We start from the raw sequence: 16,077 nt of genomic DNA on the forward strand, positions 1-16,077 counted from the left end.
CTCAGTCCTTCAGGATCTGCGCGACATCGTCGCTGAGCTTGATGCCGACGGTCTGGCCTTCGCTATAGCCGCACGGGCCGCTGCGGCTGTTCTGCTGGCGCACGGTGAACAGCGAGCCTCCGTCGAGGCGGACGTTGATGGCCGTATCCGTGCCGAGATAGACGATACTTTCGACCACGCCGGAGAGCGTCGCATCGGCGGTCGGTTCCATCAGCGCCGCATGTTCCGGGCGTATCACGATCGTCACCTTGCCGCTCGGGCTCGTCTGTTCGGGGAAGGTCGCGGGGATCTCCTTGCCGGAACGCAGACGTACCCTGGCGCTCGTGCCTTCGATGGAAACCACCTCGACCTCGAGGAAATTCGTCTCGCCGATGAAGTTGGCGACGAAACGCTCGGCCGGATGATCGTAGATCTCCCAGGGGCTACCCACCTGACGGACGGAGCCGGCCGACATGACCGCGATGCGGTCGGACATGGTCAGCGCTTCCTCCTGGTCATGGGTGACGAAGATGAAGGTGATGCCGGTTTCGGCCTGCACGCGCTTCAACTCGATCTGCATTTCCTTGCGCAGCTTGTAGTCGAGCGCCGAAAGCGGTTCGTCGAGCAGCAGCACCTTCGGTTTGGGAGCAAGCGCGCGGGCGAGCGCCACGCGCTGCTGCTGGCCGCCGGAAATCTGGCTGACCTGACGGTCGCGCATCGGCGTCATGTGCACGAGTTCCAGCATTTCGGCGACCCGCGTCCTGATCTCGTCGGCAGGGCGTCCGAGCATCTTCAGGCCGAAGGCGATGTTTTCCGCAACCGTCATGTGCGGAAAGAGCGCGTAGGACTGGAAGACGGTGTTGACCGGGCGCTTGAAGGGGGGCAGCGGCGCGATGTCCTCGCCATGCAGCAGGATCTCGCCGGAGGTCGGAAAATCGAAGCCGGCGATCAGCCTCAGAAGCGTGGTCTTGCCGCAACCGGAGGGGCCGAGCAACGTGAAGAATTCATTTTCCTGAATGGTGAGAAAGACTCCGCCAAGGGCGGTGACCTGTGCGTTTCCGGCGCCGTAGAGCCGGCTTACCCCGCGGATTTCGATCGCGGCCTTCTTCGATGTCGAACTCAAGAAATATCCCCGGTTTTTAGGTGGAATTTTCCGGCACTGTTTCACTTCAGCCGGCATGCGGCAAGGCTGCCGCCCTGCGCTTACCGACCCCAGACATCGACGCAATAAGCGTGCCACGCCCTGAAATGCATCCGGAATCCTCCCCTTGGGCACGTCCCTTGACCTTCACGGCCCGGACTCTCGCCATTTTCCTCCTTTTCGCCGCGGAGCGCTCCCATCGTTCCGGTCTCGGCGATCCTGCCGTGAACGGGCAGGATTTCGGCATGTTGCCTCAAAATTGGTCGATTGACCATTTTTATTTCAGGCCTTGTGGAGATTTTTCCGCCGTCGCCTTCACTCCACCGGTCGCTGCCATCGGCAATCCTTGACGGATGCTGCGCAAGCGCTTCTGATGGCCGCATCCTCAAGCCTGGAATGATGACGTGACCGATCCCGCCGACCTCGATGCCCTGTCGCTTTCCCGAGCCATCCACCAGAAGCGCATCACCTGCGAAGAGGCGATGGAACGGGTTCTCGAGCGCATTCAGCGGCTCAATCCGCAGATCAATGCCATCGTCAGCCTCAGGCAGCCCGCAGACCTCTTGGCCGATGCGCGCGAGCGGGACCGGGAGCTTGCCGCAGGGCGCTCGCACGGATGGCTGCATGGCATGCCGTTCGCGATCAAGGATCTGAGCGAAGCGAAGGGCATAACCTGCACCTACGGTTCTCCGATCTACAGGAATTTCGTGCCGGATTTCGACGATATCCAGGTGGAGCGGATCAGACGCGCCGGGGCAATCGTGATCGGCAAGACCAATACGCCGGAATGGGGCTTCGGATCGCACTCTTACAATCCGATCTTCGGCGTGACGCGCAATCCCTATGACACCGCGAGGAGCGCCGGCGGTTCGAGCGGCGGGGCAGGGGCGGCGCTTGCCGCAAGGCTCGTGCCGGTGGCCGACGGCAGCGACATGATGGGGTCGCTGCGCAATCCTGCGGCGTTCAACAACGTCGTCGGCTTCAGGCCGAGTTTCGGGCGCATTCCCGGCCTGCCGGGCAAGGATGCCTACATGAACCAGCTTTCGGTTCTCGGGCCGATGGCGCGCAGCGTCGCTGACGCTGCCGCGCTCCTCAACGTTCAGTCCGGCCATGACGGTCGTGATCCGCTGTCGTTTCCCGAGGAGCCTGTGCGGCTTCGCGCGGATTTCGATCCGAAGGGGCTCCGGGTCGGCTGGCTCGGCGATTTCGGCGGATACCTGCCGTTCGAGCCCGGCGTGCTGGAACTTTGCCGGGCAACACTTCCGGTTTTCGAGCGGATGGGATGCCGGGTCAGCGAGGTTCTCCCGGATTTCGACATGGAACGCCTGTGGTGGGCGTGGACGACGCTGCGCGGCTGGCTGACGGCCGGGTCGCTTCGCAGCCACTACGAGAACCCGGCCGAACGCGCGCTTCTCAAACCCGAAATCCTGTTCGAGATCCGCACCGGCCTCAAGGTGACCGCCGACGATATCTATGAGGCATCGTCCGTCAGGACGGCCTGGTACCAGACGATGCTGCGGCTTTTCGAACGTCACGACTACCTGGTCCTGCCGGCCGCGCAGGTGTTTCCCTTCGATGCCGATATTCCATGGCCGCGCGAAATCGATGGGCGGAAGATGGATACCTATCATCGCTGGATGGAGGTGGTGATCGGACCCAGCATGGCCGGTTTGCCAGTTGCGGCCATGCCGGCCGGTTTCGGGCCGGGCGGATTGCCTGCAGGCATTCAGATCGTCGGGCGGCCGCGCGCCGATGCCGCGGTTCTGGATTTGGCCCAGGCCTATGCGCGGGCAACCGACTGGCTTTGCAGGAAACCTTCTCTTGAATGAGGTTTCGTGCGTCTCCAGCCCTCGTTTCGCGTCTGGCTGTCGATGAACGGCGGTGTTGTTCGCAATCTTTTTTTGTACTTGAACACGCCGGGATTTTGGTCCAACCATTAATATATCAGATAGCTGAAGCGGCGCCGACGGCTTGCTACGGTGAAATGGTTCGACGACGATCGCTTCGTCAAGGTTTTGTAATTACAGGTGCTTTTCGATGGAACTGGTGTTCGACGGACATAATGACGTCCTGCTGAGGCTCTGGCGGAGCCGAGCAAATGGGACCGATCCGGTCGCCGAGTTCCGCAACGGCACCAGCGAGGGACATATCGATGGCCCCCGCGCCAAGGCGGGCGGATTGGCCGGCGGCCTCTGTGCCATCTACATCCCCTCGACGGGTGGCGATTTCGTTCTGAAGGAGCCGGACGAGAAAGGGCATTATGCGACCCCTCTCGAAGCGCCGCTGCAGCGCCAGCCCTCGCTCGACATCGCGCTCGACATGGCGTCGATCGCATTGCGTCTCGACCGGGCGGGTGCGTGGCGTCTCTGCCGTTCGACCGCGGAAATCCGCAGGGCCATGGAAGAGGGTATCTTCGCCGCCGTCATGCACATGGAAGGCTGCGAGGCCATCGATGACGATCTCGACGCGCTGGAAACCTTCCATGCCGCCGGCCTGCGTTCGCTCGGGCCGGTCTGGAGCCGCAACAACATCTTCGGTCACGGCGTGCCGTTTGCTTTTCCCATGTCTCCCGACACAGGGCCGGGGCTCACCGATCTCGGCTTCGAGCTGGTCAAGGCCTGCAACCGGATGGGCATCCTGGTCGATCTCGCCCACATCACCGAAAAGGGGTTCTGGGACGTGGCGAAGGTCAGCGACCAGCCGCTGATCGCCAGCCATTCGAATGCCCATGTACTGACGCCGGTGGCGCGCAACCTGACCGACAAGCAGCTCGACGCGATCAAGGAAAGCCGCGGTCTCGTCGGCCTGAATTATGCCGTGACCATGCTGCGCGACGATGCGCGCGACGATGCCAAGACGCCGCTTTCCGACATGATCCGTCACATCGACCATCTCGTGAACCGCATGGGCATCGATTGCGTGGCGCTCGGTTCCGACTTCGACGGGGCGACCGTTCCTGCCGATATCGCCGATGCGGCCGGCAACCAGAAACTGGTTGCGGCCCTGAAAGCCGCCGGATACGCTGACGAGGAGTTGAAAAAAATCTGCCGGGAAAACTGGCTGAGGGTTCTGGCATCCGCCTGGCACGAATAAGCCAGCGGTTGCCCGAAGGGCACCAACCTAACAAACAGGGGATACTACGATGATGAATTCGCTGAGCAGGCGTATGCGCCTGATGACGACCAGCGCGGCGATGGCCTTGCTGCTGGCGGCAGCACCGCAGGCTTTTGCAGTCACGCCCGCCGACACGCTGGTCGAGGGCTTTGCCTTTGACGATATCATCACGCTCGATCCGGGCGAGGCCTTCGAGCTTTCGACCGCCGAAGTCACGGCCAACACCTATTCGAAGCTCGTCAATCTCGACATGAACGACACGTCGAAGGTCGTCGGCGAGCTGGCCGATAGCTGGACGATTTCCGATGACGGCCTGACCTATACATTCAAGCTGAAACCGGGCCTGAAATTCGCCTCCGGCAACCCGATCACCGCCGAAGACGTCGCCTTCTCCTTCGAACGCGCCGTCAAGCTCGACAAGTCCCCGGCATTCCTGCTGACCCAGTTCGGCCTCACCGGCGACAACATCACCGAAAAGGCGAAGGCCGCCGACGAAACCACCTTCGTGTTGACAGTCGACAAGGCCTATGCACCGAGCTTCGTGCTCAACGTGCTGACCTCCACCGTTGCCTCTGTCGTCGACAAGAAGCTGGTGATGGAAAACGCCAAGCCGGTGACGCCGACCGACGAATACAAGTACGATACCGACTTCGGCAACGAATATCTGAAGACCGGCTATGCCGGGTCCGGTCCGTTCAAGATCCGCGAATGGCGTGCCAACGAAGTCGTGGTGCTGGAGCGGAACGACAATTTCTTCGGCGAAAAGCCGAAGCTCGCCCGCGTCATCTATCGCCACATGAAGGAAAGTTCCGGCCAGCGCCTCGCCCTTGAAAACGGCGACATCGACGTTGCGCGCAACCTCGAGCCCGGCGACCTCGACGCCGTGACCAAGAAGGAAGGTATCGCAACGACGTCCGCGCCGAAGGGCACGCTCTATTACTTCAGCCTCAACCAGAAGAACGAGAAGCTGGCGAAACCCGAGGTCATCGAGGCCTTCAAGTATCTCGTCGACTACGATGCGATCGGCGAAACCCTCATCAAGGGCATTGGCAGCATTCACCAGACCTTCCTGCCCGCCGGCCAGCTCGGTGCGCTCGAAGACAAGCCTTACAAGCTCGACGTTGCCAAGGCCAAGGAACTGCTGGCGAAGGCCGGCCTTGCCGACGGCTTCACCGTCACCATGGACGTGCGCAACACGCAGCCGGTGACCGGCATCGCCGAAAACGTCCAGCAGACGCTTGCCCAGGCCGGCATCAAGCTGGAAATTATTCCGGGCGACGGTAAGCAGACGCTGACCAAGTACCGTGCCCGCCAGCACGATATCTATATCGGCCAGTGGGGCTCGGACTATTTCGATCCGAACTCCAACGCCGAGACCTTCACCTTCAACCCGGACAATTCCGACGAAGGCAAGAACAAGACGCTGGCATGGCGCAATGCCTGGGACCCGAAGGATCTGACCGTCAAGACGCAGGCCGCCCTCCTTGAGAAGGATTCGGCCAAGCGTGCGGCGATCTACGAAGACCTGCAGAAGGAAGTCCTCGCCAAAGGTCCCTTCGTCATGCTGTTCCAGCAGATCGAGGTTGCCGGCTATTCCGACAAGCTCAAGGGCTTCAAGCTCGGCCCGAGCTTCGACACCAACTTCGTCTATACCGTCTCCAAGGACTAAGCTCCCTTGGCCCTGATAGAAACAAAGATCGAGGCGCGGCGCTCCGGCGCCCGCGCCTCGGCGCTCGTCTTCTCGTTGCTGCGGTTCCTGCTGACCGTGGTGACGACCTATCTCGGCCTGCTCGCCGTGACCTTCTTCATCGGCCGCGTCGTGCCGATCGATCCGGCGCTGGCGATTGTCGGCGACCGTGCTCCGGCTCATGTCGTCGAGCGGGTGCGGGAAGAGCTCGGGCTCAACCTTCCCCTCTACAAGCAGTTCGTCATTTACATTCGTCAGGCGCTGACGGGTGACTTCGGGACGTCGGTGCTGACCACCAATCCGGTGATGACCGATATCCGCCGCGTCTTTCCGGCAACCATCGAGCTTGCCACGGTCGGCACCCTGATCGGCGCCTTTTTCGGCGTGCCGCTCGGTGTTCTCGCCGCCGTCAAGCGTGGCAGCTTCGCCGACCAGATCGTGCGGATCATCGGGCTGATCGGCTATTCCGTGCCGATCTTCTGGCTCGGTCTTCTGGCTCTGGTGCTCTTCTACGCCAAGCTCAAATGGGTGGCCTATCCGGGCCGCGTGGACATCGTCTACGAGTATTCGTTTACGCCCGTGACCGGCTTCTTCCTGCTGGATTCCGCCATGCAGAGGCAGTGGGACGTCTTTCGGGACGTGTTCCGCCACATCATCCTCCCCGGCGCGTTGCTCGGCTATTTTTCGCTCGCCTATATCAGCCGCATGACGCGCAGCTTCATGCTGAACGAGCTGTCGCAGGAATATATCGTCGCCGCCCGCGCCAAGGGGCTTTCCGAGACCCGGATCATCTGGTTCCACGCGCTCAGAAACGCGGCGGTGCCGCTGATTACCGTGATCGCGCTTTCCTATGCCGGGCTTCTCGAAGGCTCGGTGCTGACGGAAACGATCTTCTCCTGGCCGGGGCTTGGCCTTTACATCACCAATTCGCTGCAGAATGCCGACATGAATGCCGTGCTTGGCGGGACGATCATCATCGGTTCCGTCTTCATCGCCATCAACATCCTGTCGGACGTTCTCTATCGCATTCTCGATCCGAGGACCCGCAGCCGATGACCGCAAACGACATGACTGCAAAACCGACCCTCAGGCAATGGCTGTTGTCCGACCGGCCGCAATCACGCCGTCAGGCCCGGCTCGGCCGGCTCTATGTGATCTGGCGGCAGTTTTCGGCTAACCGGCTGGCCGTGCTCGGTCTCGGCATCATCATCGCGCTGCTGCTCGTCGCCGTTTTCGCCGATGTGCTGGCGCCGCATTCGCCGATCCAGGGGGACCTCCGCGGCGCGCGGCTGCTGCCGCCGGGTTCGGGAGGCTATCTGCTCGGAACCGACGACCAGGGACGCGATATCCTTTCGCGCCTCATCCACGGCTCGCGGCTGACGCTCTTCGTCGTCGTGCTTGTCGCCATCATCGCCGCGCCGATCGGCCTTATCGTCGGGACGGTTTCCGGCTATGCCGGCGGCTGGGTGGATGGCGTGCTGATGCGGACCACCGACATCTTCCTCGCCTTTCCGAAGCTCGTTCTGGCGCTGGCGCTTGTCGCTGCGCTCGGTCCCGGCATCGAGAACGCGGTGCTTGCCATCGCGATCACCTCATGGCCGCCTTACGCCCGCATCGCGCGGGCCGAGACGATGACCTTCCGCAATTCGGATTACATCTCCGCGGTCCGGCTGATGGGCGCGTCGCCGATGCGCATCGTGTTCTTCCACATCATGCCGCTCTGCATCTCGTCGCTGATCGTGCGCGTGACGCTCGACATGGCCGGCATCATCCTGACGGCGGCCGGTCTCGGCTTCCTCGGTCTCGGCGCGCAGCCGCCGCTGCCGGAATGGGGCGCGATGATCGCTTCCGGCCGTCGCTTCATCCTCGACCAGTGGTGGGTCGCGGGCATGCCGGGTTTTGCCATTCTCGTCGTCAGCCTCGGTTTCAACCTGCTCGGCGACGGCCTGCGCGATGCGCTCGATCCGAAGGAGGCGGGACAGTGACGCCACTGCTTACCGTCGAGAATCTCCGGGTCAGCTTTCCAACCCGGACCGGCATGGTCGAGGCCGTGCGCGGGGTGAACTTCACGCTCGGCCGCGAACGGCTGGGCATTGTCGGCGAATCCGGTTCCGGCAAGTCGCAGACCGGCCGGGCGATCATGGGCCTGACGCCGAAGCACGCGAACATCACCGCCGACCGCCTCGCCTTCGGGGAGGCCGATCTTCTCAAAATGCAGGCGTCCGAGCGGCGCAGGCTGCGCGGCAAGAAGATCGCGATGATCCTGCAGGACCCGAAATACTCACTGAACCCGGTCATGCCGATCGGCCGGCAGATCATGGAGACGCTGAAGACCCATGAGAAGGTCTCCCGCTCCGAGGCCAAAGCGCGCGCTCTCGCCATGCTTGAAGCGGTGCAGATCCGCGATCCGGAGCGCGTGTTCAACCTTTATCCGCACGAGGTGTCCGGCGGCATGGGCCAGCGCATCATGATCGCCATGATGCTGGTCTGCGGTCCGGAACTGCTGATTGCCGACGAACCGACCTCCGCGCTCGACGTGACGGTGCAGCTCGAAGTGCTGGCCATTCTCGACAAGCTGGTGGTCGAACGCGGCATGGGGCTGGTCTTCATTTCGCACGATCTGCGTCTCGTTTCCTCCTTCTGCGATCGCGTGCTGGTCATGTATGCCGGCAAGGTGGTGGAGGAACTGGCGGCGTCGCGGCTTTCCGAGGCGCAGCATCCCTATACGAGGGGGCTTCTCAACTGTCTTCCGAAGATCGAGGGCGACCGGCATCCACTTCCGGTTCTGGAGCGTCAGGCGGAGTGGAGGCTATGACGGTATCGGCACTTTCCATTCGCAACATGGTCGTGACCTTCGACGAATTCCGGGCGCTCGATACGGTCAGCCTCGAAATTCCGGTGGGCGAGTCCTTCGGCATCGTCGGGGAATCCGGTTCGGGCAAGTCGACTTTGCTCAGGGCCGTCGCGGGGCTGAACCGCTTCGAAAGCGGCAGCCTCGAAGTCAATGGCCGGGCCTATTCCGGCTGGCGGCGGGATCACGAGTTCTATCGCACGGTGCAGATGGTGTTCCAGGACCCGTACGGTTCCCTGCACCCGCGCCAGACCGTCGACCGCTTGCTGCTGGAGCCGCTCGCGATCCACGGTTTCACCGATACGGAAGCCCGCATCGAGCGTGCGCTCGACGAGGTGGGGCTGGGGTCCGGTTTCCGCTTCCGCTTCTCGCACCAGCTTTCCGGCGGCCAGCGACAGCGGATCGCGATTGCGCGCGCGCTGATCCTCGAGCCGAAGATCCTGCTGCTCGACGAACCGACGTCTGCGCTCGACGCCTCGATCCAGGCGGAAATCCTGAACCTCCTGGAACAGGCCCGCAAGGATCGTGGCCTGACCTTCGTCATGGTCAGCCATGATCTCGCGGTAATCAGCCATATGTGCGAGCGTCTCGCCGTGATGAAGTCCGGCAAGGTGGTGGAGACGCTGAGCGTCGAGCAGCTGCGCCGCCACGATGTCGCGACCGATTACACCCGCAAGCTGATGGTGGCGAGCGAAGGCTTTGTCCGTCACGAAGCCTAGTTTAGCGGGACGCCTCAGGCGACCCGCACGCCCTGACGCCAGACCGCCTTCAGGAATGGATGGCCGTCATGCAGGCCGACATGCAGCAGGTCCGCACGCCTGCCGGCGGCGATTTCGCCGCGGTCGCCAAGGCCGGCTGCTTCCGCCGGCGTTTTCGTCACCATGCGCAGTGCTGCCGGCAGGTCGTAGTCGAGCGCGGGATCGGCGGCGATCATGAAGGCGGCGTCGAGCAGCGAACGCGGCACGTAATCCGATGCGAGGATATCGACCAGCTTCTCGTTGAGCAGGTCGCGTACCGCGATGTTGCCGGATTGGGAACCGCCGCGCAGGATGTTGGGGGCTCCGGCGACGATCAGCATGGCACGGGCGCGCGCTTCGCGGGCCGCTTCCATGGTGCAGGGGAATTCGGAGATTGCGACACCTTCGTCGGCAGCGAGATCGACGTGCTCGATATCGGTGTCGTCGTGGCTCAAGAGCGGCAGGCCGCGCGAGCGGGCGAGTTCCACCACCTTCGGGCGGACCGTCTCACCGATATGGCTCTTCTCGGCGAGGAGCACCTTGATCTTCTCGCGCACCAGATCGTGGCTTTCGCCGGTCGATTTCGCGGCGCGGGAGACGTAGGCGTCGACGTCCCGGCTCTGGCGGATGCCCGGCAGATGCTCCATCACCGAGATGACGCGCACGATGGGGCGATCGATATTGGCGGCCGTAAGGGCCGGGGTTTCCGGGTCAGTGATCTCGCAGCGGAGATGGATGAGGTGTTCCGAGCGTAGCATGCCGCCGGCCTGCGCCCGTTCCAGAGCGTCGATCATCGGGGCGAGGATCTGGGCGCGTTCCGGATTGTCGGTCGTGGCGCCGACGCAAAGACTGTCGAAGACGGTGGTGACGCCGCCGCCGATGATCTGGGCGTCATGGGCAAGGGCTGCGCGCATGAAATCCCAGCGAACATGGGCGCGCGGATAGACGTGCTTTTCGAAATGGTCGGTATGGATGTCGACAAGGCCCGGCACAAGATAGTCGCCGCCGAGGTCGATGGCATCCGTGGCGGTCCGTCCGGCATCGACCGAGACGATGCGGCCGTTTTCCGCGACCACGGTTCCATGGAGGATTTCATCGGCAAGCACGATGCGGGCGTTGGTGAGAACGAGGGTGGAGGTTTCGCCGGCAGCGCCGTTGTCGGAAGTCATGTCCATCAGCACGGGCTCATCTCTCCTGTTTCTCATCACGGGGTATGCGAGGAGGAGCGACTCACCAACCCGACCGCGCGCCCGTCCTTAGCCGTGCTGCGTGACGCTTCTATGTCAAAGAACCGAAAGGGCTTCGTCGGCGATGACCTGTTCCTCGTCGGTGGCGATGACCATGACAGCGACGGGGGAATAGGGCGAGGAGATCGTTTCCGCATTCGCTGCATTGGCGGCGTCGTCGATTTCAACGCCGAGGAAGGTGAGCCGGTCGCAGACGGACTGGCGGATGAGGGGCTGGTTTTCGCCGATGCCGGCCGTGAAGACCAGCGTGTCGAGCCCGCCGATGGTGGCGGTCAGCCTCGCGATTTCGCCTGCTATGCGGAAGGTGAAGACGTCGATGGCTTCCCGCGCGGCATCCGCATCGGTTTCCAGCAGCACCCGGCTGTCGGCGCTGATGCCGGAAAGGCCGAGGAGGCCGGACTTGTGGTAGACGATGTCCTCGACCTCTTCGCGGGAAAGGCCGAGTTCTCCCATCCAGTGGAAGATGACGCCGGCATCGAGCGCGCCGGAGCGGGTCGCCATGGGGATGCCGTCGATGGTGGAAAAGCCCATGGAAGTGTCACGGCTCAGCCCACCCTCGATGGCGCAGATGCTTGCGCCGCTGCCGAGATGAGCGACCACGATGCGTCCCGCGGCGTGTTCCGGATGGGCTTTGGCCAAGGCGCTCGCGATGAACTTGTAGGACAGGCCGTGGAAGCCGTAGCGCTTGATGCCCCTGTCATGGAATCCGCGGGGAATGGCGAAGCGCCGGACGGTTGGCGACTGGCTGCGGTGGAAAGCGGTGTCGAAGGAGGCCGTTTGCGGCAAGTGGGGCTTGAGATGCCGGATCGCCTCGATCAGCCGCAGGTTCTGCGGCTGATGCAGGGGGGCGAGCGATGTCAAAGAGGCGATCTTCGCGATCACCTCGTCATCGATGAGGACAGGTCCGGGGAAGATATCGCCGCCATGGACGACGCGATGGCCGACGGCGGTCACGGCATTCAGGTCGAAGTGATTGGCAAGCCAGCCGAAGGTCTCGTCGAGCACTTCGTGCAGCACGTCGCCGCCTTCGGCCTCCAGCGGGACGTCGAAGGTTTCCGGGCCCTCGACGAGATGGAAGGTCAGCGGCTTGTGGCGGAAATCGATCATGCCCTTGCCGATGCGGCGGGCGCGGCCATCCTCGCGCCGGAAGAGGCCGATCTTCACCGTCGATGAACCGGCATTGAAGGTCAGCAGCAGTCTTTCCGTCATAGGGGCGTCAGTTCCGGATGGGCGCGCTTGGCGGCGACCAGCTTTGCAAGGGCGGCGGAGGTGATGCGGGCTTTCAGGCTGTCGGCGCGGCTCGTCAGGATGATGGGTACCCGCGCGCCGAGCACGATGCCTGCCGCATCGGCTCCGGCGAAATAGATCAGCTGCTTGGCGAGCATATTGCCGGCTTCGAGGTCGGGCACCAGCAGGATGTCGGCCTGCCCGGCGACCGGCGAAACGATCCCCTTGGTGCGGGCGGCGTCGAGATTGATGGCATTGTCGAAGGCAAGCGGTCCGTCGACCTTTGCGCCGGTGATCTGCCCGCGCGACGACATGACGGTGAGTGCGGCCGCATCGAGGGTGGCCTGCATCTTGTCGTTGACCGTTTCGACGGCGGCGAGAACGGCGACCTTGGGCTCGACGAGGCCGAGCATATGCATGAGGTCGACGGCGTTCTGGCAGATGTCGCGCTTCTGCTCGAGCGAGGGGGCGATGTTGATCGCGGCGTCTGTCACGGCCAGCAGCTTGGAATAGGCGGGCACGTCCATCATGTAGACATGGCTGATGCGCCGGTCGGTCCTGAGCCCGGAACCGGCCGCGACGACGGCGCCCAGCAGTTCGTCGGAATGGAGGCTGCCCTTCATCAGGGTCGATACCTTGCAGGTGGCGGCCAGTTCCGCGCCCTTGGCAGCGGCAGCGTGGCTGTGCTCCACGGATATGATCTCGAAGGCGTCGAGAGAAAGGCCAGCCTTTTCCGCCGCAGCGCGGATCTTTGCTTCGGGGCCGATAAGAATGGGGTCCAGCAGACCTTCTTCACGCATCTCGACGGCGGCCTGAATGGATTCCGGCGAGCAGGGGTGAACGAAGGCCGTTTTCGCAAGAGGAAGGGCGCGGGCCTCTTCAACGATCGGATCGAAACGGTTGTGCCGCTGCACGGCGATGGCGGTGGGCGCGCTTTGCGGCCAGGCGATGCGTTCCGACGGGGCGATGACGGTGGCTGTGCCGAGCAGGACTTCCTCGCCATGCTGGTTGGTGCAGCGGGTGTCGAGCAGGACGATGTTCTTATCGGGCCGCTTTTCCTTGACCGTTACCTTTGCGGTGACGGTGTCTCCCGGGGAAACCGGCTTGCGGAATTGCAGGTCCTGCCCGAGATAGATGGTGCCGGGGCCGGGTAGTCTGGTGCCGAGAACGGCGGAGACGAGGGCCGCCGTCCACATGCCGTGGGCGACGATGTGGCCGAAGAAATCCTTGGCAGCGAATTCAGGATCGACATGCGCCGGGTTATAGTCACCGGAGACGCTGGCGAAGAGGTCGATGTCGTCGCGTCCGATGGTGCGTTCAAGGCTGGCGCTGTCGCCGATCTCGATTTCCTCGAAGATCCGGTTCGTCAGGAGGGTCTGGTGCATCTCGGTCTCACTTCTGGTGGACATAGGTTCCGGGAGCCGCCTCCTTGGCGCTATAGCCGTTTTCGCTCGATCCCATCGGCGGCGGGGCCACCTTTTCCGGCGAGGAATGTCCGGCAAGCCATTGCGACCATTTCGTCCACCAGGAGCCTTCCTGCACGGGGGTATCGGCCGCCCATTCCTCGGCGCTGACGCATGGATCGGAGGCAAGCTTGGTGGTGATGCGATAGTGCCGGTGCGGATGGCCCGGCTCGCTGACGATGCCGGCATTGTGGCCGCCGCTGGTCAGCACGAAGGTGACGTCGGTGTCGGTCAGGTAGTGGATCTTGTAGACGGATTTCCACGGTGCGACATGGTCCCGTTCGGTGCCGACGGCAAAGACGGGAACGCGGATGTTCTGCAAAGCCGCCGGATGATCGTCGACCATGAAGCGGCCGGCCGCGAGTTCGTTGTCGAGATAGAGGCGCTGCAGATATTCCGCATGCATGCGGAATGGCATGCGGGTCGTGTCCGCGTTCCACGCCATAAGATCGATCATCGGGGTGCGCTCACCCATCATGTAGTCGCGCACCACGCGCGACCAGATCAGGTCGTTGGAGCGCAGAAGCTGGAAGGCGCCGGCCATCTGGTCGGCGGAGAGGAAGCCCCGGTTCCACATCACGCTTTCGAGAAAATGCAACTGGCTGTGGTCGATGAAGAGCGCCAGTTCCCCCGGTTCGGAAAAATCGGTCTGCGCGGCAAACAGCGTGACGGAGGCGAGCCGCTCGTCCCTTGCGCGCGCCATGGCGGCAGCGGCAATCGAAAGCAGGGTTCCGCCGAGGCAATAGCCGGTCGCATGCACCTTTCGCTCCGGCACAATGGCGTTGATCGCATCGAGCGCGGCCATCACGCCGAGGCGGCGATAATCGTCCAGGCCGAGTTCTCGGTCGGCAGCGGTCGGGTTGTGCCAGGAAATGCAGAAGACGGTGTGGCCCTGCTCGACAAGGTAACGGACCAACGAGTTCTGCGGCGACAGATCGAGAATGTAATATTTCATGATCCAGGCCGGCACGATCAGGACGGGCTCGGCATGGACCGCATCCGTCACAGGCGAATACTGGATGAGTTCGATCAGGCGGTTGCGATAGACGACGCGACCGGGTGTCGTCGCGACCGTTTCGCCGGGCACGAAATCCTCGGTGCCGGCAACCGGCTGTTTCGTCAGTTCGCGATTGGCGTCCTCGATGAAGTTCCTGAAGCCGTCGAAGAAGTTCATGCCGCCGGTCTCAAACGCGCGTTTCATGACAACGGGGTTGGTCAGCGCAAAGTTCGAGGGCGAGAAGATGTCGAGGATCTGGCGAGTGGCAAAGGAGATCACGTCCTCATGATGGGGCGTCACGCCGGGAACGTCGGTGGTGACATTGTGCCACCATTGCTGGTTCAACAGGAAGCACTGGGCCATGGCGTTATAGGGGAAATGCCGCCACTCTTCCGCTGTGAAGCGATCGTCGCCCGGCAGCGGTTCGATGCAGGGCGGTGTTTTCGGATCGACCGCGGTTGCCGCGAGATGGGTCAGCAGGCGGTTGCTCTTGCGGAGCGCCTTCTGCACGAGTTCGAGGCGCTTGCCCGGAGCCATGCCGAGATGGATCGCCCAGTCATAGATCGCAAGCGAAATCGCCGCCGGCGAAAGGCCGCCGGTCAGGGGCGCGATCATCGCCTCGTTCATGCGGGTCAGGGCCTCGAAGGCTTCCGCCTCGGAGCCTTCATCGGGTCCGAAGGCCGCGATGGCCGTTTCGAAATTGGAAAGGGATGGGTCTCCGGCCCGGATCATGCTGGCAGTCGACATGCTTTTCCTCTCTTCCGACAGGAGGCAACTCACTCCATGTCATGAAGCGATAGAACGTCTTCATGACGAATTCGCGAAGCCGAAACACCCGCATTCCGCGACGCGGCCGACCATGCGCCGCTGCCGGCACTATAGTCACCCACGCAAATGACGGTCAACCAGACGTAGTATGTGTCTCATCTGCTAGCGCCTTCAGTCCACCCAGCATGAAGGTGGTGATACTGCGGGTCAATTGCGGCAGTTCGTCCCGCGAAAGGCCGAGATTGGGAAAGAGCGTCGGAATGACGGTCTTTTCGCCGATCAGCAGCATCAGGAAGGGACCGATGCAGGCGATGGTGGCCGAGGCCACGGCGGGATGTTCGGGGGGCAGGTCGAGCGTTTCGGCAACGAGGTTGGTCACAACCCGTTTCTTGGGCAGGATGGCTCTTTGCCTCAGGACCTCGAAGGCGGGGGAGGGAGAGAAGATCTCCCTCATCAGCAGCCGGATGGACGCCGTCTCTCCCGGAGAGGCGAGCAGAATGGTGGAGACCATCTCGATCAGGCGCGCCAGCCGCTGCTGCGGAGGAATGTCGAGGCTCGCCACCGCGGTCAGCCTGTCGAGGCTGACCAGCCTATCATGGGCGTCGACAAGCAGTTCCTCGTAGAGCTTGCCGATGCTGCCGAAATAGTAATTCACCGCCGCCGTGTTCGTACCGGCCGCGGCCGTGATCTCCTTGCTCGTGGTGCGGCCGACGCCCTTTTCCGAGAATATCCTCGCGGCCTCGTCGAGCAGCAGCCGGCGGGTCGCGATCCCGTCGTCGCGTCTGCGCCGCTTTTCCGTTTCGTGCATGCTTTCCTTCATGCCTGGTAGGCTAGCGGATTGCGACAAAAAAGTAAAATTCAAATTT

14 protein-coding genes are annotated in these 16,077 nt (G+C 62.9%); 8 read left to right on the plus strand and 6 right to left on the minus strand.

Annotation, left to right across the window (positions count from 1 at the left end; genetic code table 11):
• Position 1: 1 nt before the first annotated feature.
• The gene (locus J5N58_RS04470; RefSeq protein WP_113438097.1) at positions 2 to 1,102 is read right to left on the minus strand and encodes an ABC transporter ATP-binding protein; all 1,101 of its coding nucleotides are present in this window, start codon (positions 1,100 to 1,102) and stop codon (positions 2 to 4) included.
• Positions 1,103 to 1,260: 158 nt separating this feature from the next.
• On the opposite strand from J5N58_RS04470, the gene J5N58_RS04475 reads away from it, so the two are divergent.
• The 8 genes from J5N58_RS04475 to J5N58_RS04510 all read left to right on the plus strand — a co-directional run bounded on the left by J5N58_RS04475 (position 1,261) and on the right by J5N58_RS04510 (position 9,491).
• Positions 1,261 to 1,470, plus strand: a complete 210-nt coding sequence (locus J5N58_RS04475; RefSeq protein WP_113443305.1) for a hypothetical protein — start codon at positions 1,261 to 1,263, stop codon at positions 1,468 to 1,470.
• A gap of 54 nt (positions 1,471 to 1,524) precedes the next feature.
• Positions 1,525 to 2,949: an amidase gene (locus J5N58_RS04480; protein ID WP_113443304.1), complete on the plus strand. Its 1,425-nt coding sequence runs from the start codon at positions 1,525 to 1,527 to the stop codon at positions 2,947 to 2,949.
• A gap of 208 nt (positions 2,950 to 3,157) precedes the next feature.
• Positions 3,158 to 4,213, plus strand: coding sequence for a dipeptidase (locus tag J5N58_RS04485; RefSeq protein ID WP_113439253.1), 1,056 nt, complete (start codon positions 3,158 to 3,160; stop codon positions 4,211 to 4,213).
• A gap of 49 nt (positions 4,214 to 4,262) precedes the next feature.
• Positions 4,263 to 5,903, plus strand: coding sequence for an ABC transporter substrate-binding protein (locus J5N58_RS04490; protein WP_112829310.1), 1,641 nt, complete (start codon positions 4,263 to 4,265; stop codon positions 5,901 to 5,903).
• Between the two features lie 6 nt (positions 5,904 to 5,909).
• Positions 5,910 to 6,977 (plus strand): ABC transporter permease, encoded by a 1,068-nt coding sequence (locus J5N58_RS04495; protein WP_244709852.1) that lies wholly within the window; start codon positions 5,910 to 5,912, stop codon positions 6,975 to 6,977.
• Complete coding sequence (locus J5N58_RS04500) at positions 6,974 to 7,906, plus strand: ABC transporter permease (protein WP_112829312.1); 933 nt, start codon at positions 6,974 to 6,976, stop codon at positions 7,904 to 7,906. The genes J5N58_RS04495 and J5N58_RS04500 overlap by 4 nt, the downstream gene beginning before the upstream one ends.
• On the plus strand, positions 7,903 to 8,736 hold the full coding sequence (locus J5N58_RS04505) for an ABC transporter ATP-binding protein (protein WP_113340819.1): 834 nt from the start codon (positions 7,903 to 7,905) through the stop codon (positions 8,734 to 8,736). Before J5N58_RS04500 ends, J5N58_RS04505 begins: the two co-directional genes overlap by 4 nt.
• Positions 8,733 to 9,491: an ABC transporter ATP-binding protein gene (locus J5N58_RS04510; protein WP_113439251.1), complete on the plus strand. Its 759-nt coding sequence runs from the start codon at positions 8,733 to 8,735 to the stop codon at positions 9,489 to 9,491. The genes J5N58_RS04505 and J5N58_RS04510 overlap by 4 nt, the downstream gene beginning before the upstream one ends.
• 14 nt (positions 9,492 to 9,505) lie before the next feature.
• Here the strand turns inward: J5N58_RS04510 and J5N58_RS04515 are convergent, their stop codons facing one another.
• From J5N58_RS04515 to J5N58_RS04535, 5 genes are all read right to left on the minus strand, one after another.
• Positions 9,506 to 10,684 (minus strand): alpha-D-ribose 1-methylphosphonate 5-triphosphate diphosphatase, encoded by a 1,179-nt coding sequence (locus tag J5N58_RS04515; RefSeq protein ID WP_244710090.1) that lies wholly within the window; start codon positions 10,682 to 10,684, stop codon positions 9,506 to 9,508.
• Positions 10,685 to 10,792: 108 nt separating this feature from the next.
• A complete protein-coding gene (locus tag J5N58_RS04520) occupies positions 10,793 to 11,965 on the minus strand; it encodes an acetate/propionate family kinase (protein WP_244709854.1) in 1,173 nt (390 codons plus the stop codon).
• Positions 11,962 to 13,368 (minus strand): bifunctional enoyl-CoA hydratase/phosphate acetyltransferase, encoded by a 1,407-nt coding sequence (locus tag J5N58_RS04525; protein ID WP_113424421.1) that lies wholly within the window; start codon positions 13,366 to 13,368, stop codon positions 11,962 to 11,964. The genes J5N58_RS04520 and J5N58_RS04525 overlap by 4 nt, the downstream gene beginning before the upstream one ends.
• A 7-nt stretch (positions 13,369 to 13,375) precedes the next feature.
• Positions 13,376 to 15,190, minus strand: coding sequence for a PHA/PHB synthase family protein (locus J5N58_RS04530; protein ID WP_280519897.1), 1,815 nt, complete (start codon positions 15,188 to 15,190; stop codon positions 13,376 to 13,378).
• A gap of 154 nt (positions 15,191 to 15,344) precedes the next feature.
• Positions 15,345 to 16,019, minus strand: coding sequence for a CerR family C-terminal domain-containing protein (locus J5N58_RS04535; protein ID WP_162748380.1), 675 nt, complete (start codon positions 16,017 to 16,019; stop codon positions 15,345 to 15,347).
• Positions 16,020 to 16,077: the final 58 nt, after the last annotated feature.

The organism is Paenirhizobium cremeum, from assembly GCF_022884085.1.
GTDB classification, from domain to species: Bacteria; Pseudomonadota; Alphaproteobacteria; order Rhizobiales; family Rhizobiaceae; genus Allorhizobium; species Allorhizobium cremeum.

What these genes read in the sequence shown, in the direction of transcription:
- J5N58_RS04485 (WP_113439253.1), top strand. Translation starts at nt 3,158, where the DNA reads ATGGAACTGGTGTTCGACGGACATAATGACGTCCTGCTGAGGCTCTGG.
- J5N58_RS04490 (WP_112829310.1), top strand. Translation starts at nt 4,263, where the DNA reads ATGATGAATTCGCTGAGCAGGCGTATGCGCCTGATGACGACCAGCGCG.
- J5N58_RS04500 (WP_112829312.1), top strand. Translation starts at nt 6,974, where the DNA reads ATGACCGCAAACGACATGACTGCAAAACCGACCCTCAGGCAATGGCTG.
- J5N58_RS04510 (WP_113439251.1), top strand. Translation starts at nt 8,733, where the DNA reads ATGACGGTATCGGCACTTTCCATTCGCAACATGGTCGTGACCTTCGAC.
- J5N58_RS04515 (WP_244710090.1), bottom strand. Translation starts at nt 10,684, where the DNA reads ATGGACATGACTTCCGACAACGGCGCTGCCGGCGAAACCTCCACCCTC.
- J5N58_RS04520 (WP_244709854.1), bottom strand. Translation starts at nt 11,965, where the DNA reads ATGACGGAAAGACTGCTGCTGACCTTCAATGCCGGTTCATCGACGGTG.
- J5N58_RS04525 (WP_113424421.1), bottom strand. Translation starts at nt 13,368, where the DNA reads ATGCACCAGACCCTCCTGACGAACCGGATCTTCGAGGAAATCGAGATC.
- J5N58_RS04530 (WP_280519897.1), bottom strand. Translation starts at nt 15,190, where the DNA reads ATGTCGACTGCCAGCATGATCCGGGCCGGAGACCCATCCCTTTCCAAT.
- J5N58_RS04535 (WP_162748380.1), bottom strand. Translation starts at nt 16,019, where the DNA reads ATGCACGAAACGGAAAAGCGGCGCAGACGCGACGACGGGATCGCGACC.